This is a genomic window from Mesorhizobium sp. WSM4815 (assembly GCF_055811575.1).
On the sequence record NZ_JBVVQS010000064.1, the window covers coordinates 1 to 19269 of the forward strand.

Consider the following 19269-nt stretch of genomic DNA (forward strand, 5'->3'; position numbering starts at 1 on the left):
GCCTCCTTCTGATGGTGGTTTTGACAGCGCCGAAGGATGCCACACCCTCGCCGCTCGCCCCATAGCATCCACTAGGCGCCGCCTCCGGCGGCTTACCGCCGCGATGCGACCGCGGTGATCGGCGCGATCGTTGGCGAATGGATCGGGTCCGACAAGGTCTTGGCGACGATCGTCGACGCGACCTTCAACTATTGGTCCGACCGGCTCGACGCCGCTATCGTGCTCTCATCGCTGTTGTCGTTCGGGTTCTTCATGACGGTCGTCGCCGCCGAGCGATGGTCCGTTCGATATTTTTGACCGGTTGGCTCCCGGGGATGGCCGCTTGGCGTCGCGCAGCGGACTTTGCTGTATCGCGCAGGCGAGGGCTGGGCTTCCCTGCGTCGGCCTGTAGTATGACAGTGCTTGCAGGGGAGGAGCTCGAGCGTGGGGTTGGGTCGGAATTTCCGCCGTTGGGGGACGTTGGCCTTCATCGCCGTCATGGTGCTTTCGCCGCAGGCGGCGTCGGCCGACAGCCTTACGCCCGACCGGATCACTGCCGCCCTGTCGAAGTTCGAACTGCTCGCCGAAGGTGTCGTCGCGGACGGTGCCGTACCCGGTCTCGCCATCGGGGTCGTGCATGGCGACCAGGTGGTCTTTCTCAAGGGGTTCGGGCGTCGCGAGGCCGGCAAGCCGGAGACCGTCGACGCCGACACGGTGTTCCAGATCGCCTCCCTCTCCAAGCCAGTCTCGGCAACGATAGTGGCGGCGCTGGTCAGCGAAGGCATCGTATCCTGGGATGGGAAAATCGTCGATCTCGATCCGGCCTTCCGGCTCGCCGAGCCCTATCCGACCAGTGAACTCACGGTCCGCGACCTGTTTTCGCACCGCAGCGGGCTTCCCGGCACCGCCGGAGACGATCTTGAGGACATTGGCTACGATCGCGCGGAGATCCTGCGTCGTCTGCGGTTCGTGTCGCCATCGTCGAGCTTTCGCGCCGGCTACTCCTACAGCAATTTCGGACTGACCGAGGGTGCCGTCGCGGCCGCGAAGCCGACAGGCAAGTCCTGGGAAGAGGTCGCCGAGGAGAAACTCTACCGGCCGCTTAAAATGGTTTCGACCAGCTCCCGTCATGCGGACTTCATCAAGCATGCCAATCGCGTTGCGCTCCACGTCAAGATCGACGGCGTCTGGGCCGCGAAGGTAAAGCGCGATGCGGATGCGCAGGCGCCCGCGGGCGGTGTCAGCTCCACGGCGCGCGATCTCTCGCAATGGGTGCGCCTCGTGCTCGGCAATGGGGTCTATGCCGGCGAGACGCTCATTAAGGCCGATGCGCTGGACCAGACGCATGTTCCGCTGATGGAACGGGGCAAGAACCCCGTCTCAGGCGGCACGTCCTTCTACGGCCTCGGCTGGAATGTCGAATTCGGCCGTCACGGCCTGAGCTGGGGCCATGCCGGCGCCTTCAGCGTCGGCGCCCGCACCCTGGTGACGCTCTTCCCGGAGGAGAAGCTTGGCATCGTCATCGTCGCCAATGCCTTTTCGACAGGCGTGCCGGAAGGCCTGTCCGAGAGCTTCGCCGATCTCGCCTTTGACGGAAGGGTCGAGAAGGACTGGGTCAAGGCATGGGACGATGCCTATGCGAGCCTGTTCGGCCCGGCAATCGCGGCGGCCAAGGCCACCTATGCCGCGCCACCGTCTCCGGCAAGTCCGGCTCGGCCGGCCAGCGCCTATGCGGGCCGTTACTCCAACGATTTCATCGGCGATGCGGTCGTGTCGACTGCGGGGGACGCTCTTGGGCTCAAGGTCGGGCCAGCCGGCGCCCGGTCCTATTCGTTGAAGCATTTCGACGGCGACCTCTTCCTGACCTTCCCGGACGCCGAGACGCCGGACAGGTCCTCGGGCGTAGGCTTCGACATCGGCCCCGACGGCAAGGCGTCGGCCATGACCATAGAGTTTCTCAACGATAACAATCTCGGCACGCTGCAGCGCGTCGGAGACTAGAGTTCCTCTGCGCCTTCGTCATCCTGGGGCGGAGCAAGGAGCGAAGCGACGCGGCGCAGACCCGGGGAGCCATTCCGTGACCTTGGAGCGCTGCTGCGGTGCAGAACCTTTGATCGCGGAGGGACAGCGCCCCCCTCTGTCCTGCCGGACATCTCCCCCACAAGGGGGGAGATTGGCCTTCACCAATGATTTCGCCAACCACCAACCTTGCAAAAAGGACGCTGTCCGCGAAGCTGCCGATCTCCCCCCAAGTGGGGGAGATGTCCGGTAGGACAGAGGGGGGGGCGCGAAGGATCGCTACAGAGAGCCGTTACAGGCTGGGGCTTGGCCGTGAGGTGGTGCCACTCACCCCCCAGCCAGCCGCGGCAGCAGAAAAATCTCCGCCCCCTGCGGCAATTCCTTCGACCAGGTGTCGCGATAGATAACCCCGTCTATGGCGACTGCGATGCCGCGGTCGATGTAGGGCTCGAAGCCGGGATACTGCTCAGCCAGCTTCCTGAACAGCTCCCGAATATCCTTCGCCTCGATCTCGACCTTGCTCTTGCCTCCGGCGATTGCGCCGAGCGATCCCCAGAGCGTTACTTCGACCATCGGCCTCCCCGTTCCGCCTCGATCGCCGCGAGAATCCGCGGCGGCGACATCGGGATATGCGTCATCCGCACGCCCGCGGCGTTCGACACCGCATTGGCGATCGCCGCCAGCGGCGGCACGATCGAGGTTTCGCCGACGCCCCGCACCCCGTAAGGGTGGTTGGGATTGGGGATCTCGAGGATCTGCGTGTGGATCATCGGCAGGTCGGAGCAGACCGGGATGCGGTAGTCGAGAAAGCCGGGGTTCTGCAGCCGCCCGTCCTTGCCGTAGACGTACTCTTCGTTGAGCGCCCAGCCGATGCCTTGCGCGGCACCCCCCTGGTACTGCCCCTCGACATAGGTCGGGTGCACCGCCTTGCCGGCATCCTGCACGACCGTGTAGCGCAGCACCCTCGTGGCGCCGGTCTCCGGATCGACCTCGATATCGCAGATATGGGTGGCGAAGGAGACGCCGGCGCCGTCGGCGACGAGCTCGCTGTGGCCGGCGATTGGCCCGCCGGTCTTTCCTGACCCGGCCGCGATCTCCTTCAGAGACAGCGCCGCAAGATTGCCGTACTTCTCGCCTTTGGCGATGGCGTGGCCGTTTTCCCAGACCACGTCGTCGACGGGAACATCCCACATCTGCGCGGCGCGTTCGCGCAGGACCTTGATAGCGCTGCGGGCGGCCGAGATCGTCGCCATCGAGGAGGAGAAGGTACCGCGGCTGCCGTCCGTCATGTCGTTGTAGCCGAGGCTGGAGGTGTCGGCGACCACCGCCTTGACCTGCTCATAGGCGATGCCGAGTTCCTCCGCCGCCACCAGCGACAGCGACGCGCGGGAACCACCCACATCGACCGTGCCGACGGCAAGCGAGACCGAGCCGTCCATGCCGATGTTGAGGTCGGTGCAGGTCTGGCCGCCGAAGTTGAACCAGAAGCCGCAAGCCATGCCGCGGCCCTGGTTCTTGCCCAGCGGCGCCTGCATGTGCGGATGGTTCTTCGCCGCCTCCAGCGTCGGGCCGATGCCGATCGGGCCGTAAACCGGGCCGTAGGACGATCGGGTGCCTTCCTGGGCGGCGTTCCTGATCCGGAACTCGACCGGATTCATGCCGATCTCCTTGGCCAACTCGTCGACGGCACTTTCCACTGCAAACGCCGCCATCGGCGCCGATGGCGCGCGATAGGCCGCCGTCTTTGGCCGGTTGACCAGCACTTCGTAGCCGACCGTCCTGACGTTAGCGAGATTGTAGCAGGCGAACGCGGTCATGGCGCCGAGCTCGGCCCACATGCCGGCATAGGGGCCGCAGGAATAGCGCAGCGTCGCCTCGGCCGCGGTGATCGTGCCGTCCTTGCGGGCGCCGATCCTGACGTCGATCGAGGTGGCACTGGTCGGCCCGGAGGCGCGGAACACCTCGTCGCGCGTCATCACCAGCTTGACCGGCCGGCCGGCCTTGCGCGAGAGCGCCAGCGCCACCGGCTCGGCCCAGACGTGGGTCTTGCCGCCGAAACCGCCGCCGATCTCCGACGAGGTGACGCGCAGCTTGGAGGCTTCCATGCCAAGCAGCTGAGCGCAGTGCTGGCGGTAGACGAAATGGCCTTGCGTGCAGACCCAGAGGTCGGCGGTGCCGTCGGAACTGACGCTCGCCACGCAGGCGTGCGGCTCGATATAGCCCTGGTGCGTTTGCTCGGTTTTGAAGGAGCGTTCGACGACGTAATCGGCCTGGCCAAATCCCTCATGGATGTCGCCATGGCCGTACTGGCTGCGTTTGGTGACGTTGGACGGCTTGACGGGCTTTTGCTCAAGGCCCTCGGTGAAGATGGTGTCGTCGAGCACGGGCGCCGAGTGCTTCATCGCCTCGTCGACATCGGTCACATGCGGCAGCACTTCATAGTCGACCTCGATCAGCTTCAGCGCCTGCCTTGCCGTGCGGGCGTCGACCGCGGCGACCGCGGCCACCGCATGGCCGTCATAGAGCGCCTTCTTGCGCGCCATGCAGTTGTCGAGGATGTCGTACATGGCGGCATCGCCGTCGGTGAGGTCGGGCAGGTCGGCCGCGGTGATCACCGCCTTCACGCCGTTGAGCTTCTCCGCCTTCGAGGTGTCGATCTTCCTGATCGTGGCGTGCGCGTGCGGGCTTCTCAGGACACGCCCGACCAACTGGCCGGCCATGTTGAAATCCGCGCCATAGCGCGCGCGGCCCGTTACCTTGTCGACGCCGTCGGGGCGGATGGGACGCGTGCCGACGGAGGCGAAATTGCGTCCGGAATAGCGCGGATCGAAGTTCATCGTCAGGCTCCCTTCATCACGCTTGCGGCGTCCTGAACGGCGCGCACGATCTTGTCATAGCCGGTGCAGCGGCAGAGGTTCCCGGCGAGGCCGAAGCGGATTTCCTCCTCGGTCGGGTCGGGGTTCTTGGCCAGCAGGTCTTTCGCCGCGATCAGGAAGCCCGGCGTGCAGACGCCGCATTGCAGCGCTGCGTGTTCGAGGAACTTCTGCTGCAGCGGATGCAGCCTGTCGCCGTGCGCCATGCCCTCGATGGTTTCGACGCGCCGGCCCTCGGCCTCCGCGCCAAGCACCAGGCACGAGCATACCAGCCGGTCATCGAGGATGATGCTGCAGGCGCCGCAGTCGCCGGTGCCGCAGCCTTCCTTGGCGCCGGTCAGCCCGAGGCGGTCGCGCAGCACGTCGAGCAGCGTCTCGTCCGGGTGGCAAAGGTACTCGACATTGTCGCCGTTGATCGTCGTTGAGACTGCAATTGCGGCCATCACTTGCCTCCTGCACGCGCATAGGCGGTCGTGGCGGCCCGCCTGGCCAGCACACCCGCAACTTTTCTTCTGAACTCGACCGTGCCCCGCTTGTCGTCGATGGGGCGGCAGGCCCCCGAGGAGACCTTGGCGAGCCGCTCAAGTGCTGCTTCATCAAGTTTCCTGCCGATGAGGGCCTCGGCCGCCTCTTCCGCCAGCAGCACCGTCGGCGCCACGGCACCCAGCGCCACGCGGGCCGATTTGACGACACCTTGCTCGTCGAGCGTCAGGTTCACCCCGGCGCTGACCACGGCGATGTCCATCTCCGTGCGTGGAATGAAACGCAGATAGGCATCGCCGGAGCGCGGCGCGCGCCTGTCGAGCAGGATCGCCTCGATGATTTCTCCCTTGGCGAGCGACGTCTTGCCAGGCCCGGTCGGCACTGCCTCCACCGCGACCGTGCGCCTGCCTCCTGGTCCGACAATCAATGCCTTGGCGCCGGCGGCCACCAGCGCCGGCACGCTGTCGGCCGCCGGCGAGGCGTTGCAAAGATTGCCGACGATCGTGCAGCGACCCTGCACCTGTTTAGAGCCAATCAGCTTGGCCGCTTCGACGACGCCCGGCCATTCCCGGTTCAAGGCCGCGCTCTCTCCCATCAGGGCGCAGGACACCGCGGCACCGATGCTGAAGCCTTCCGCCGTTTCCCTGATCTCGCCCAGTCCGTCGATTGCCTTGATGTCGACGATCAGGTCGGGCTCGATAAAGCCGCCTTTCATCCTCACCAGGAGGTCGCTGCCTCCGGCGAGAATGGCGGCGGTGCCGGGCGAACCGGCCAACTGGCCAACGGCATCTTCCATTGAAAGCGGACGTATGTAGCGCATCGTCTCCCCTTGATCATCGCAATTCTGTCGGCCCGTTATAGAGCCTTGGATCGGAATGGTCATCCGGTTCTGCATGAGCAGCGATTAGGCCAGGCCGCGGCGGGGCGGCGGGCATCTTGCCGGCGCGTTCTCAACTCAGGGCGCCGGGTTGAACTGGAGCAATTTGAAACAATCGCCGCTTCCCGACTTCAACTGCGTCAGGAAGCGTTTCGACCGATCGATCCATTCCTGGTGCGACCTGGCTTCGGCCTCGATCTCGTCGACCGGTCCAAGCTTGACGAAGCTGCGCCCCTTGCTGAAAAGCCAGCACGCACGGCCGAGAAGTCTCCGGCTGCGCTGGCGCAAGAGGTCGGCATCATAAAAGATGTCGAGCACCTCCTGCTTGATCTTTGCCTCCTTTTCAGGATTTGCGATCGCAACCGCGATCGAGTCTCCGCCGATCGCATCCTGCAGGTCCTTGTAGTCGAGGGCGAGCTGAGTGGTGGCATATTTGATCTCGCTCTCATCCCGGACGATGTTGAACCACAGCGCGGGATCGAGCTCGTTGACGACGAACGATGCCTCGAAGTCGCGCGACAGGTTCAGGATCTCGAACCCTTGAACCTCAACATCGCGCTCAACCAAAAGGATCTCGGCGACCTGCTTGCCGACTTCCGCCCCGTGCGCGCTGATCGCGGCGTTGGTTCCACCGAGTTCCGGACTGATATAGGGTCCGCCATCATCCAGCAGCGCATCGAATTCGCTGAGGTATTCGACGACGGCCGCCCCGCGAGCAATGCGCGCGGCCAGTTTGGCGAGAACCAGCTGGAGCTCGGTTTCGCGTTTGCGCTGCTCCTGATAATTCTGCTGAAAAAAGAAGATGAACAGAGAAACGCCAATTCCGATCAGGATCACGCCGAGTTGGGAAAAGATGTTGCGATAATACTCCAGCAGCTTTTCACGATGGCGCATGTCGTGGCGCACGCTGTGCGCCACACGAGCATTGACGATCAGCGAAAGGATCAGCAGCCCGGCACCAACCAGGATGAGGCCGCCGATGAGGAAATAGCCTTGCCCTGAACTGAAATCCATTCTTTTGCCGCGTCCTGAAGCCCGAGACCGCGCAGACTAATCCCATTCCGTTTCAACGCCTACGGGCGCCCCCAAAAGCGTGCGCTCGCCTAATACTTTAATTGTAATCTGCCGCGTGTTTGATATCGTGACAGTGGGAGGAATTCAGATGGCCGTGGAGTGCAAATCCGCGCCCTATATGGGCGTCTTTTCAACCATTGAACTGGATCTTTTGAGGGGTGTGGTGCGGGAAACTTTGCGGTCCGGCGAAGCGGAGCTCGACAACGAGGACGCCGAAAGGATCGCGCGTGTGGTCATCGCAACCTACAAGGACGGCGCCTCGGGCCGCGAGGAATTGCTTGAAGCCGCCCGGATTGCCGCCAGGCGCTGCGCCCTCGACCATTTTTACGATCGAGCAGTCGGCCTGTTCGCATAGGACTTCGCAGCTGACGCACTTCAGGGCGGTGTTGCTCGTTCGACATTTCGTTGCGCACGTCGATCTCGTCAGTCGCTGCGGCCTACCTTCTCATGTCCTTCGAGCCGCAAGTCTGCCATCGGCTGCGAACCGTCGGTGGCAAATCTCACTGGCAGATCGCAAACGTTGGAGATTGGCCGAAACACCCCTCCACTTCGTCATCCTAGGCGAAGCAAGGAGCGAAGCGGCGCGGCGCAGACCCTGGGATCCATGCCGTTACCTCAGCCGAAGAATGCTACGGCCCAGACCCGAACGCTACCACCCCGTTCCGCGAAAAAGCTCGAACCATTCTGGGTTGGGTCGGCAGCGACCCTTACGCAGAAATACCCAGCCTGAACTTGTCCGTATCTCTCATCCTGCCTTGCCTCGCGGCCAGGTGGTTCGTCAGCAGATTTTCTTCGATCGGCTGTGACAGGAAAAACCCTTGAGCGCTGTGACAATGCTCGGCGATCAGGAAATCGAGCTGCGCTTCGTTTTCCACCCCCTCTGCCAGAACGGTCAAGCCGAGCGAATTGGCCAGCGCTATAATGCCTCGAACGACGTTCTGTTTTTTCTTCGACGCTTCCAGACCGCTCAAGAACGATCGGTCGATCTTTAGCCGATCGAGGTTGAAGTCGGCAAGGTAGCCGAAGCTTGAATAGCCGGAGCCAAAATCGTCGAGTGCCAGACCGACGCCGATATTTCGAATTTCCGTCAGCATGTTCAAGGCGTTTCGGCTGTTCTGGATAAGCACCCCTTCCGTTATTTCCAGTTGCAGGCGCGACGGCGGCAGTCCTGTTTGTTGCAGCACCAGAACAAGGTGGGCAAAGTACGCATCGTTCTGAAGGCTTTTGCCCGACAGATTGACCGAGCAAACGAAATCATCGGCAGAAACAGGCGCCCATCGAGCTGCCTGCAGGCAAGCCTTGCTCAGCACGACCTTGTCGACTTCCAGTATCAGGTCGCTTCGTTCGGCAACTGGAATGAATGACATCGGCAGACGAATCGCGCCCGAAGCGGGATCGCGCCAGCGCACCAGCGCCTCGGCGCCGATCATGCGGCCGGTTGCCAGCTCGAACTGCGGTTGCCAAACCAGAAAGAACTCGTCGCAGTTAAGCGCACGCTTAATCCCAGCTTCTTGGCCGAGCTGCATATCGAACTGATTGAGGATTGCAGGCGAGAACGTCACGAAGCCAGAGCGTCCTTCGGCTTTGGCGACATAAAGAGCGCTGTCCGCGTTGCGCAACAGGGTGGAAATATCCGAACCATGTTCGGGGAAACACGCCATGCCGATACTGGCTCCCATCCGCACGTGGTGGCCCGCGAGTTCGGCAAACCGGTTCAATTGCTCGCGAAGCCGATTTCCGAGAGCATCGGCTGCCGCGTGCCGGTCCCCGATCGCCATGACGGCGAACTCGTCACCGCCCAAACGGATGGCGACAACGTCGTCGGGCCGTTCGACCGATTGCAGGATTTCGGCGACGGCTTTCAGCAAGAGATCACCGATGTGATGACCGAACGTATCGTTCACGCTCTTGAAATGATCCAAATCTATCAGGAAAAGCCGGAGTTGCTTGCCGGCCAGCCTTGCCCGGTCCAGCATCACGTCCCTGTTGGCTGACATCCAGGCACGGTTCTTCAGTTCCGTCGTCGCGTCGCGCCAGGCCAGAAACTCCAGTTTCCTTATCGTTTCCCGACGGCCGATAAGCAATACGGCAGTTCCGATCGCCAGCAGCGACAAGACCGCCAGAGCGAATGCAATCTGGTAGTTGAATCTCTTCAGGCTTTTTTCCGCCGAATAGAGATCCACGTTGATCTCATCTCCATATTTGTAATATTCGTCGTTCATCCTCGCTACGAGATGCTCGAGCTCCAACCCCATTTCCTTCAAAATCTTTTCGTCGAGAGGCAGCCCGGCCGCAATCATGGCATCAAGCCGTGTCACCGCGTCAACGATACGCGGAACGATACTTGCGTAGGCGGGAATCTCGCTTGCCGTCCCGGTGCCGTCGATCCGCTTGAAGCGGATGTAGACCAGGTCGTTCGCCGCTGATAACTGCTCAAGGCTGTCTGCAGAGCCGGGGGCGGCTTTGGCGAGCGATGTCATGTCCTTGAGGTGAGTTACATCGCGTATTGCAATATGGAACTCGCGGATGGCGAAAAAGCCGAACCGCGGCAGCGAATATTCGATCTTGCTGAGGCTGAGAAACAGTACGGTGATCAGGACCGCAGAGCTGGCTGCTGCAGCCGCGATGGCGGTCCCGTAGGTGACGGGAACGCGCCAGCCTTCAAAGCGTGCCATTCGAGCCACGCCGGAGCTCGATCAGCCGCCAGGCTCGAGCGTCTTGATCAGCCAGACCCACCGTGGTTTGTGGACTGGCGTGTCGAAGGCCGGGTGGTCGTTGAGCGGATAGACCAGCCGGGTCGGACCTTGCGTGCGCCGGGTCAGCAATTTTCCATTCTGGCGGGTGGCAAGCAGGAGAGGACCTTCCGTCCAATCCTGGCGCGGAATTATCTGCACATATTCGTCCACCGCCCGCAGAACAACGGAATCCTCGCCTTCCAATCCAACGAGCTTGAGCACGTCGCGGAACAGGACGCCTTCAAATGTCAGCTGCCCTTTTTCAAATGGACTTGCGGTGGTGACCCGGTAGAGACCGAGCTTTTCCAGCTGTCGCAACGTGACTGGGACCGATTTGCCGTTGTTCTGAACATTGAAGGCCACAGTGTCTGGCGATTCCGGGAGATCAACGGGCTCCAACGCCCCGGCCGGCAAGATGCAAAAGGCCAGGACTGCCAGCATGATCAGACTGCGCTTGAGCGATGATAGTCCGGTGTTGAGCAAGGATGACATGCGCAATCCTTTTCTTCTCGATGGGCCAGCACCCAGCCGTCGCCTGACTTTCATTCGGGCAGGCGGGTTCAACATTGCCATGAATGTCTGATTTTTCCGTTAGCCCTGTTCGGCCAACGAACGGTTGATTGGCGCGCAGCGGCGACCTGCCGATCTCCCCGCTCGTGGCGGAGATGGCCGGCATGAAGGATCGCGGCCTCATTCCAGCTTGGGTTCCTCGCCCCCACGAAGTGGTCCATTATTGTGGGGCGAGATGCCTGCCAGGGCAGAGGGGTTGAAGGATCGCCGGCCTTCGAACTCACTTGTTCTCGCCGGTCGGCCTGATGAAATGGCCGAGCAGATCCATCGGCACCGGAAACACCACCGTCGATGAGCGCTCACCGGCGATGTCATGGAGCGCCTCGAAATAGCGCAGCTGCATGGCCTGCGGTGTCTCGGACAGCATCTTGCCGGCCTCGACGAGTTTTGCCGCCGCCTGCTGTTCGCCGTCGGCATTGATCACTTTCGCACGCCGCAGCCGTTCGGCCTCGGCCTGCTTGGCGATGGCGCGGACCATGTTCTCGTTGAGGTCGACATGCTTGATCTCGACGTCGGAGACCTTGATGCCCCAGGCATCGGTCCGCTGATCTAGGATCTCCTGGATATCGCTGTTGAGCTTGTCACGTTCGGCCAGCATTTCATCGAGCTCATGCTTGCCAAGCACCGAGCGCAACGTGGTCTGTGCCAGCTGGTTGGTGGCGGTCATGAAGTCCTCGACCTGGATCACCGCCCGCTCGGCGTCGACGATACGAAAATACAGCACCGCGTTAACCTTCACCGAGACGTTGTCGCGCGAGATCACGTCCTGCGGCGGCACGTCCTGGACCACCACCCGCAGGTCGACCTTCACCATCTGCTGCACGAAGGGGATGAGGATGATCAGGCCGGGCCCCTTGACCCCGGTGAAGCGGCCGAGCGTGAAAACCACGCCGCGCTGATATTCCCTCAGGATGCGAATGGCCGCGGACAGGAACATGACCACGACGAGCGCTGCCACCAGATAGGCCATGTAACCGATGATCATTGCCTTGCTCCATCGCTTCGCGCATTGCGGCGCCGTATCGTCAGCACGAGGCCCCTGATATCAGCCACCTCGACGCTGTCGCCCACTGCTATGGGTTCGTCGGCTTTCGCCCGCCATCGCTCACCCCGGGCCAGCACGTGGCCCTCGCTGCCCTCCCAGTCGAGGACCTTGGCCGGCAGCCCTTGCATGGCCTGGGCGCCAACACGCGGAACGTTCTTGCGAGCCGCCCACAGGTAGCTGCCGGTCAGCAGCGCCAGGCCGAGCGTCAGGATGGCGGCGGTGCCGATGACGGCCCACGACATCTCGAAGCCGGGACCTTCGATCCTGAGCAGCATGGCAGCGCCCAGCAGAAACGCCGCCACGCCTCCCAGCCCAAGCACCACTGTGGGATTAAAGACCTCGACGACGAGGAAGATGATGCCAAGCAGCATCAAGGCAAGGCCGGCATAGCTGATCGGCAGGAGATTGAGCGCATAGAGCCCGAGCAGCAGGCAGATCGTGCCGATCACGCCTGGCGCGACAGCGCCCGGGCTGGTGAACTCGAAGACGAGGCCATAAACGCCGATCAGCATCAGGATGACGGCGATGTTCGGGTCGGTGATGACGGCGAGAAGCCGGATGAGCCAGCCAGGCTCGAGCGTTTCAACCGGCAGCCCTTTGGTCGCCAGCACCTTTTTTCTACCGGCGATCTCGACCGTCCGGCCGTCGGCCAGCTGAAGCAGTTCGGTCGTGTCGCGGGCGACAAAGTCGATCACATTTTCCTGCAGTGCGGCGCTGGCCGACAGGCTGGCCGCCTCGCGCACCGCCTTTTCACCCCAATCGGCATTGCGCCCGCGTAGTTCGGCCAGGCTGCGGATCAAGGCAACCGCGTCGTTCGTCGCCTTGGCGATCATCGCATTGCCCGCCGGTGGATTCTTCGGGTCCTTGCCGGCTTCCGGGCCATTGTTCTTGTCGTCGCCCGGAAAGGATGGCATCGGCCCGCCCATCTCAATGGGCGTTGCCGCGCCCAGATTGGTGCCGGGCGCCATCGCCGCCACATGGGTTGCGTAGAGGATGTAGGTTCCGGCGCTCGCCGCATGCCCGCCGGCGGGCGCGACATAGCCGATGACGGGAACCGGGGAGGCGAGGATGTCGGCGATGATCTCACGCATGCTGGTGACCAACCCGCCCGGCGTGTTCATCTGCAGGATGAAAACCTCGGCGTTCCGTTCTGCGGCCACCGCCAGCGCTTCCTCGAACTGCATGGCGCTCGCCGGACCGATGGCGCCGTCTATCTCGATGCGCAGCGCAGTGCTCCCCTGGCCGTTTGCTTCTCCTGTTGCTGCGGAAGAAGAACAAACAGCCACAGCGGCTACAAAAGCCGCGGCAATCAGGGCTACACGCGCGAGTTTCACGCTCAAAGCTCCCTATCAGGGATATGGGCTCGATTTTGCCAAAATCCATGCTGCGTCGCGGCGGTGAAGCTGATCCATGGCAACCTTGCGTTGTGCCTAAACCGGTTGGCAGGAAACGGGTGGTTTGTGTGCGCTGCTTCACCCATCTGATGGCAGAAGCCGATGAAGCCAGAGGAGCAGAGCTATGACCATGCACACGGTTCCAGCAGCAGCGGTCCGATCGGCGGAAGCGCGCGTCGCCGGATATGACTGGCAGGCACTGGCCGAGGAGATGAGCTTCTATGGCTGCGCGGTGATGGAAAAGCTGCTGACACCAGAAGAATGCCGGGAGATCGCCGGGCTGTATCCCGACGAAAGCCATTTCCGCAGCCATGTCCACATGGCGCGGCACGGCTTCGGCAAGGGCGAGTACCGCTATTTCCGCTATCCCTTGCCCGAGCTGATCGGCGGCTTGCGCACCGCGCTCTATCCGCGCCTTGCCGCCGTCGCCAACGACTGGAACGAACGCATGGGCGTCGCGCAGCGCTACCCGGACGAACACGCCGCGTTCCTCAAGCAATGCCACGAGCAGGGCCAGACGCGGCCGACGCCGCTCCTGCTGCAATATGGTCCCGGCGACTTCAACTGCCTGCATCAGGATCTCTACGGCGAGCTTGCGTTCCCGCTGCAGGTGGCAATCCTGCTGTCCGAACCGGATAAGGATTTCACCGGCGGCGAGTTCGTGCTGACCGAACAGCGCCCGCGCATGCAGAGCCGCGCCGAGGTGGTGCCGCTGCGCCAGGGCGACGCAGTCGCCTTCGCGGTCCACAATCGTCCGGTCCAGGGCAGCAAAGGCGGCTACCGCGTCAATCTCAGGCACGGCGTCAGCCGGATTCGCTCCGGCCTGCGCCATACGGTGGGCATCATCTTCCACGACGCGAAATAGGGCTGTCCCTGCGCGGAGGCGACCAGCAACTTCGTGCCAAGGGGATCAGTTGTCGGAGTCGGCGCCGCCCCTCATCGCCCTGCCGGGCACTTCTCCCCGTGTGACGGGGAGAAGGGACTGGTCGCACCGTGGCGGATATTCTGCAACGCTGGTGATTGGCGAAACCATCGATGAGAGCGTCCCTCTCCCCGTCACTATACGGGGAGAGGGTGCCGGCAGGCAGGTGAGGGGCAGCGCAAAGCTGAAGCGATTGGCTGCCGAACAATTCTTCAGGCAACCGCGGCAATCGCGGAAAACAAAAATCTCGCCCACAAAGATCTTTGTCATCCAATCGTTAACCAAGGTTCATACGGTGAGCGATGTTGTTTCTCTGACGGCGTTCGTTCGCCGGGCGGATGACTGTCGATATCTGCCAAGACTGAAAAGTAGCTATTTGTTCGCGCGTCGGGGGTCGCCATGATGTTTCCAGCAAGCTTTGCGTCACTACGGCGCAAATCAGCGAAGATCAGCGGCGCCATCACGCTTGCTGTTGGCCTGATGATCGGGGCCGCTGCGCAGGCCGAGCCTATCCGCGGCGCCGGATCGACACTGGCCGCCCCGATCATCGGCAAATGGGCAACGGCCTACGAGAGCGCCCGCGCCGACGGCGGCGACTATGTCTCGCCCGATTGGAAGGTCGACTATGAAATCGTCGGCTCGCTCGCCGGCGTCCTGCGTCTCGATCAGCCGGATATCGACTTTGCCGTGACGGATGCGCCGATCAATGGCGCCGAACTCAAGAAGGCCGGCCGACAGCAGTTTCCGATCGTGATGGGCGCCATCGCCGTCGTCGTCAATCTCGACGGCATCGGCCCGGGAAGCCTTCGCCTGACCGGGCCGCTGCTGGCCGACATCTATCTGGGCAAGATCCAGTCATGGTCCGATCCCGCGATCAAGGCGGTGAATCCGGATGTGACGCTGCCCGATCTCAGGATCAGCGTCGTTCACCGCAAGGATGGCTCCGGCTCGACCTTTGTCTTTACGCAGTATCTGTCGGCGGTCAGCGATGAATGGAAGGCCAAATACGGCGCAAATACACTGATCTCGTGGCCGCTCGGCACTGACGCGGAAGGCACACAGAACCTCATCCAAGCCGTGCACGACACGAAGGGCGCGATCGCCTATGCCGAATCCGGCCAGGCCCAGCGCGCCAGCCTTGCCTACGCGCTGATCCAGAACAGAGCCGGCAAGTTCGTCAAGCCGGAGCCGCAGGGCGTGCAAGCTGCCGCGACATCCATCGACTGGGCGCAAACGACCGACTTCTTCGCCTCGCTGACCGATCGAGACGGCGATGCCGCCTATCCGATCAGCACGGCGGTGTTCGCGGTCGTTCAGGTCTCGGGCCGTTCGGAACATCGCTATCGCCGCGTGCACGACCTTTTCCGGCTCGCCTTCGCCCACGGCGCTGATGACGCCGCCGCACTCGGCTACGTGCCGCTGCCGAAGGCGCTCGTCGCCCGGATCGAGCAATACTGGGCAAGGCAGGAGCCGGTCGGAAACTGAGCGGAAGAGCCAGGCCGCTGCTTCGCGCAGCGCCTGAACTGAAATTCATATCGCGCCGTGATGGCGGCTTGTTGGGGACTGCGTGACATGGACATCGATATCTTCAAGGACATCCTCGTGCCGGTGATCGGCGGGTTGGGCATTTTTATGCTCGGCCTCGACTTCATGGCCAACGGCATCCAGGCGCTGTCGGTCAACCGGATGCGCGCCTTTCTCGCCAAGGCCGCCGGAACGCCGATCAAGGGCGTGCTGGCGGGAACGCTGATCACCGGCGTCATCCAGTCGTCGACGGCGATGAGCGTCATGGTCGTCGGCCTGGTCAATGCCGGCGTCATCGCGCTTCGACCGGCGATCAGCGTGATCATGGGCGCCAATATCGGCACCACGCTCGGCAACGGGCTCATCGCGCTGCCGCTCGGTCCGCTCGGGCTGATCCTGGCCGGCGTGTTCTCGCTGATCTACTGCTTTGCCAAAAGCGAGAAGGTCAAGAACATAGCGCTTGCCGGCATGGGCTTCGCGCTGATCTTCTATGGCCTCAACCTGATGACCGGCGGCCTGCGCCCGTTGCGCAACCTGCCCGAAGTCATGGCCCTGCTGCAAACGCTGACGGCCGACTCCTACCTCAACCTGCTCAAATGCGTGTTCATCGCCGCCGGCGTGACCGCCATGATCCATTCGTCCTCGGCGACGATCGGCATCGTCATGGGCCTTGGCGCCGCCGGCATTCTCGACTGGACGACGGCCGTCGCCTTCTCGCTCGGCTCCGATCTCGGCACCACGATCACCTCGTGGATGGCTTCGCTCAATCTTTCGAAAAACGCCAAGCGCACCGCTTACGCCCACATCTCCTTCAACATCATCGGCGTGTGCATCACCATCCCGCTGTTCTTCGTCTCCATGCAGGTCCTGGAATGGGCGATGCAGTTCTTCGGCGGCGATCCCGCCATTCCGGTGATCGTCGACGGCAAGGAGACCTTTCCCCTGGTGCCGGTCGCGGTCGGTCTTTACTCGACCTTCTTCAACGTCTTCAACACGCTGTTGCTGTTTCCGTTCATCGGGGTGTTCGAGCGGGTTCTGTCGCGTGTCGGTCACACGGATGCCGAGGATACGGAAGATTTCTCGACGCCGCGATTCCTCGACCGCAAGCTGGCCGGCGATTTCGCCAAGGCCGTTCCCGCCGTCCAGCAGGAGACGGCCCGCCATCTGCAAGCCGGCGCCATGTTCCTCGACATCGCCCGCTCGTCGAAGAAGGCGCCGTCGGATCCGGGCGAGCACTACCTCGCAACCGATATCCTCAGCCGCGACATCCGCGCCTACACCGCCGAATTGATGAAGGAAGACCTGCCCTACGACCAACTCGACCTGATCGCCAGCCTGATCGAGGAAGCCGACTTCACCGCCGCCCTGACGGAATCGATGCATCAGGTGGCGCGCCGCGTCAGGCGCGAGAAGTTCAGCGGTCCGGCGCAGGCCATCGTCGACGTCGGGCTGAGCAAGCTCGATGCCTCGCTGCGGCAGATCTTGCCGACTTACGGCATCTCCGACCCGAAGGTGCCGGCCGGCCATGTCAATCTGCCGGAGGTCGAGGAACTGCGTGCCCGCACGCTGGCGCTCGGACCCAATGCCGGCGCCGCCGAACGCGGCACGATCCTGGCGCTGCTCGGGTCGATCGAGCGCGCGGAAATCCTGATCCAGCGCATCGATGCCGAGCGCAAATCGGTCAACCGGCAAAGCGTGCTCGCCCGGGCGTCGGCACGCAAGGAAACCAGGCCGCACGCGATGGGCGATCCCGGCCTCAGCCCGGTCCCGGCCGAGTAGCGGGGCGGGCGTCCCTTTCCCTTCTCCCCTTGTGGGAGAAGGTGGCCTCGCGAAGCGAGGTCGGATGAGGGGTGTTCCAGCTTGGCGCCGACGGCGATCCTTCCAGCACCCCTCAACCGTCTTGGCGCTACGCGCCAATCCACCTTCTCCCACAAGGGGAGAAGGGAGCGCGCTTCGGCGCCTTCGCTCAGCCTTGAAACAGCGCCAGTTCTTCGGCCGTGAGGTGGCGGGCCTTGCCCTTGGCGAGGTCGCCGAGCCGCAAGCGGCCGATCGCCACCCGCACCAGGCGAAGCACCTCGACATCGTGCGCGCCGAGCAGCCGGCGGATGTGGCGGTTGCGGCCCTCGTCGAGGGTGACTTCCAGCCAGGCGGTGCTGGCGCCGCTGCGCAGGATGTCGATCGACCGCGCCGTCAAATCTTCGCCATCGACCGTGGCGCCGGCGCGCAACCGCGCCAGCAGGGCCGCGTCGGGCAGGGCGCCGATCTGCACATGATAGATCTTGGCGATGTGCGAAGCGGGGTCGAGCAGGCGCTGGGCGAAGCGGGTGTCGTTGGTCATCAAGAGCAGGCCTTCGCTGGCCTTGTCGAGACGGCCGACCGGCGACACGAAGGGCAGGTCGAGTTCTGCCAGGCAGTCGTAGACGGTGCCGCGGTCCTGCGGGTCGTCGCGGGTGGTGACCAGGCCGCGCGGCTTGTTGATCATCAGATAGACCTTGCGCGAGGCGACGACGCGGCTGCCGTCGACCTCGATGCGGTCGCGGCCGGGATCGACGCGCAACGAGCCGTTGCGCACGATTTTGCCGGCGACCCGGACGCGCCCTTCGGCGACCAGAATTTCCGCCTGCTTGCGCGAGCACAGCCCAAGTTTTGACAGGGCACGACAAAGGCTGACGCTGGGGGAACTGACGCCTGGGTTGGGCCGGCCGGCGTTCGGCCGTGGCGCCATGGTTTTGCGTGATCGTTCCGGCAAGTCAGGTCTTTCCCACCAGCCCATCTCCGACCCTGGCAAGCGTTTCCATGCCCTAACAGAAAGCCACCCGTGTGGGTATCCTCGTATACGAGTATCCGAAAGTGTGAGCTAGGGCGCCTTCGTTGCGACCCGAGCGCCTCGGACATTCTGGCAAGGTCAGCGGGACAGAGGGGCGCCGAAGAGCGCCAACATCGCGAGCCTCGCACGCCCGCTTCCGACGTGGTGCGCCTGGCTGATCGCCCGGGGGCGCCACGATCGTCAGTTTGCCCTGGGCTCGTCCTCGACAACGAAAGATGCGGCAATCAGGTCGTCGGCATCGATCCGCAGGGAGCCTTCACCTGCTCCCATGACAGCGGCTACCTTCTGAAAAATTTTCATCTCGTGCTCGGTAATCCGGGCGCTCCGCATCCTGGCTTTGAGATCAGCGATGCGCAGCCCCAATGTGTGGGACGTTCCAATTTCACGGTTCGACATGACAACATGCTCCTCCCCGACCTATGCTTTTTGCCTCCCCGCCGGTATTCGCCCGTCGCCTATCATGTTTGCCAAAAATAAGGCATCGCGAATACAGCGCCCCGAACGCTGGTGCGAGGGGAAGGTTCCGGCGCAACATGGTCACGAAATAATACGGGCCGCCGCCGCCGGCGGGTTACCCGCAGGAGGTGGCTGGCCGTCGTTCTTCGGATGTGACGGACTCGCCGGCAAGGTGAGTTCAAAAGAAGATTTGACTGGATCCTCCCGGGGAGGATACAAAACAGGCATGTCCGAAGGCATCCATCGTTCGCATCCGGCTATCGTGAAGCGTCTGAAGCGCGCGCAAGGCCATCTTGCGGCGGTGCTGTCGATGTTCGAGGCGCATCGTCCTTGCGTTGACCTGGCGCAGCAGCTCCACGCCGTGGAGAGCGCCATCAGCAGTGCAAAGCGCGAACTGATCCACGATCATATCGAGCATTGCCTGACGGACACCGCGGAAGCCGGCGGCAACTCGCTGGCGGAACTCAAGCAACTGGCGAAATATTTGTGAA

At 63.1% G+C, this 19269-nt stretch carries 18 protein-coding genes; 7 read left to right on the forward strand and 11 right to left on the reverse strand.

The genetic code is table 11. The features are described 5' to 3' along the window. The first annotated feature begins 114 nt into the window (after nucleotides 1-114). Nucleotides 115-297 (forward strand): hypothetical protein, encoded by a 183-nt coding sequence (locus AC0L2B_RS00915; protein WP_413468436.1) that lies wholly within the window; start codon nucleotides 115-117, stop codon nucleotides 295-297. Nucleotides 298-423: 126 nt separating this feature from the next. Beyond that, a complete protein-coding gene (locus AC0L2B_RS00920) occupies nucleotides 424-1980 on the forward strand; it encodes a serine hydrolase (protein ID WP_473743740.1) in 1557 nt (518 codons plus the stop codon). Nucleotides 1981-2325: 345 nt separating this feature from the next. Here AC0L2B_RS00920 and AC0L2B_RS00925 read toward each other — a convergent pair whose 3' ends face one another. The 5 genes from AC0L2B_RS00925 to AC0L2B_RS00945 form a co-directional block, all read right to left on the reverse strand. Then, complete coding sequence (locus tag AC0L2B_RS00925; RefSeq protein ID WP_023799104.1) at nucleotides 2326-2571, reverse strand: MoaD/ThiS family protein; 246 nt, start codon at nucleotides 2569-2571, stop codon at nucleotides 2326-2328. After that, nucleotides 2559-4835, reverse strand: a complete 2277-nt coding sequence (locus tag AC0L2B_RS00930) for a xanthine dehydrogenase family protein molybdopterin-binding subunit (RefSeq protein WP_473743742.1) — start codon at nucleotides 4833-4835, stop codon at nucleotides 2559-2561. Before AC0L2B_RS00930 ends, AC0L2B_RS00925 begins: the two co-directional genes overlap by 13 nt. Before the next feature lie 2 nt (nucleotides 4836-4837). Continuing rightward, nucleotides 4838-5314, reverse strand: a complete 477-nt coding sequence (locus AC0L2B_RS00935; protein ID WP_027154241.1) for a (2Fe-2S)-binding protein — start codon at nucleotides 5312-5314, stop codon at nucleotides 4838-4840. After that, nucleotides 5314-6174 carry an FAD binding domain-containing protein gene (locus AC0L2B_RS00940; RefSeq protein ID WP_473743744.1) on the reverse strand — a complete coding sequence of 287 codons (861 nt, stop codon included), beginning with the start codon at nucleotides 6172-6174 and terminating at the stop codon, nucleotides 5314-5316. The genes AC0L2B_RS00935 and AC0L2B_RS00940 overlap by 1 nt, the downstream gene beginning before the upstream one ends. Before the next feature lie 135 nt (nucleotides 6175-6309). After that, nucleotides 6310-7245 carry a hypothetical protein gene (locus tag AC0L2B_RS00945; protein WP_287222911.1) on the reverse strand — a complete coding sequence of 312 codons (936 nt, stop codon included), beginning with the start codon at nucleotides 7243-7245 and terminating at the stop codon, nucleotides 6310-6312. A 148-nt stretch (nucleotides 7246-7393) separates the two neighbouring features. On the opposite strand from AC0L2B_RS00945, the gene AC0L2B_RS00950 reads away from it, so the two are divergent. Continuing rightward, the gene (locus AC0L2B_RS00950) at nucleotides 7394-7660 is read left to right on the forward strand and encodes a hypothetical protein (protein WP_023799099.1); all 267 of its coding nucleotides are present in this window, start codon (nucleotides 7394-7396) and stop codon (nucleotides 7658-7660) included. A gap of 352 nt (nucleotides 7661-8012) precedes the next feature. Here the strand turns inward: AC0L2B_RS00950 and AC0L2B_RS00955 are convergent, their stop codons facing one another. From AC0L2B_RS00955 to AC0L2B_RS00970, 4 genes are all read right to left on the reverse strand, one after another. Next, on the reverse strand, nucleotides 8013-9980 hold the full coding sequence (locus AC0L2B_RS00955; protein WP_473743746.1) for a putative bifunctional diguanylate cyclase/phosphodiesterase: 1968 nt from the start codon (nucleotides 9978-9980) through the stop codon (nucleotides 8013-8015). Between the two features lie 21 nt (nucleotides 9981-10001). Further along, nucleotides 10002-10532 carry a putative pterin-binding protein gene (locus AC0L2B_RS00960; RefSeq protein WP_287180430.1) on the reverse strand — a complete coding sequence of 177 codons (531 nt, stop codon included), beginning with the start codon at nucleotides 10530-10532 and terminating at the stop codon, nucleotides 10002-10004. A 298-nt stretch (nucleotides 10533-10830) separates the two neighbouring features. Beyond that, nucleotides 10831-11595, reverse strand: a complete 765-nt coding sequence (locus tag AC0L2B_RS00965) for a slipin family protein (RefSeq protein WP_287222902.1) — start codon at nucleotides 11593-11595, stop codon at nucleotides 10831-10833. Further along, entirely contained in the window at nucleotides 11592-12989 is a 1398-nt protein-coding gene (locus tag AC0L2B_RS00970; protein ID WP_473743748.1) for an NfeD family protein, read from the reverse strand. The genes AC0L2B_RS00965 and AC0L2B_RS00970 overlap by 4 nt, the downstream gene beginning before the upstream one ends. Nucleotides 12990-13173: 184 nt before the next feature. Between AC0L2B_RS00970 and AC0L2B_RS00975 the strand changes: the two genes are divergently transcribed. From AC0L2B_RS00975 to AC0L2B_RS00985, 3 genes are all read left to right on the forward strand, one after another. Beyond that, nucleotides 13174-13914 carry a 2OG-Fe(II) oxygenase gene (locus AC0L2B_RS00975; RefSeq protein ID WP_473743750.1) on the forward strand — a complete coding sequence of 247 codons (741 nt, stop codon included), beginning with the start codon at nucleotides 13174-13176 and terminating at the stop codon, nucleotides 13912-13914. A gap of 456 nt (nucleotides 13915-14370) precedes the next feature. Then, nucleotides 14371-15456: a phosphate ABC transporter substrate-binding protein PstS gene (gene pstS / locus AC0L2B_RS00980; RefSeq protein WP_473743752.1), complete on the forward strand. Its 1086-nt coding sequence runs from the start codon at nucleotides 14371-14373 to the stop codon at nucleotides 15454-15456. 87 nt (nucleotides 15457-15543) lie between these two features. Next, nucleotides 15544-17274 (forward strand): Na/Pi cotransporter family protein, encoded by a 1731-nt coding sequence (locus AC0L2B_RS00985; RefSeq protein ID WP_473743753.1) that lies wholly within the window; start codon nucleotides 15544-15546, stop codon nucleotides 17272-17274. Between the two features lie 187 nt (nucleotides 17275-17461). On the opposite strand, the gene AC0L2B_RS00990 is transcribed toward AC0L2B_RS00985, so the two are convergent. Continuing rightward, nucleotides 17462-18220 carry a pseudouridine synthase gene (locus tag AC0L2B_RS00990; protein ID WP_473743770.1) on the reverse strand — a complete coding sequence of 253 codons (759 nt, stop codon included), beginning with the start codon at nucleotides 18218-18220 and terminating at the stop codon, nucleotides 17462-17464. 282 nt (nucleotides 18221-18502) lie between these two features. After that, nucleotides 18503-18718, reverse strand: a complete 216-nt coding sequence (locus AC0L2B_RS00995) for a hypothetical protein (protein ID WP_023799088.1) — start codon at nucleotides 18716-18718, stop codon at nucleotides 18503-18505. Between the two features lie 286 nt (nucleotides 18719-19004). On the opposite strand from AC0L2B_RS00995, the gene AC0L2B_RS01000 reads away from it, so the two are divergent. Continuing rightward, on the forward strand, nucleotides 19005-19268 hold the full coding sequence (locus AC0L2B_RS01000; RefSeq protein ID WP_027154260.1) for a metal-sensing transcriptional repressor: 264 nt from the start codon (nucleotides 19005-19007) through the stop codon (nucleotides 19266-19268). The last annotated feature ends 1 nt before the right edge of the window (nucleotide 19269 follow it).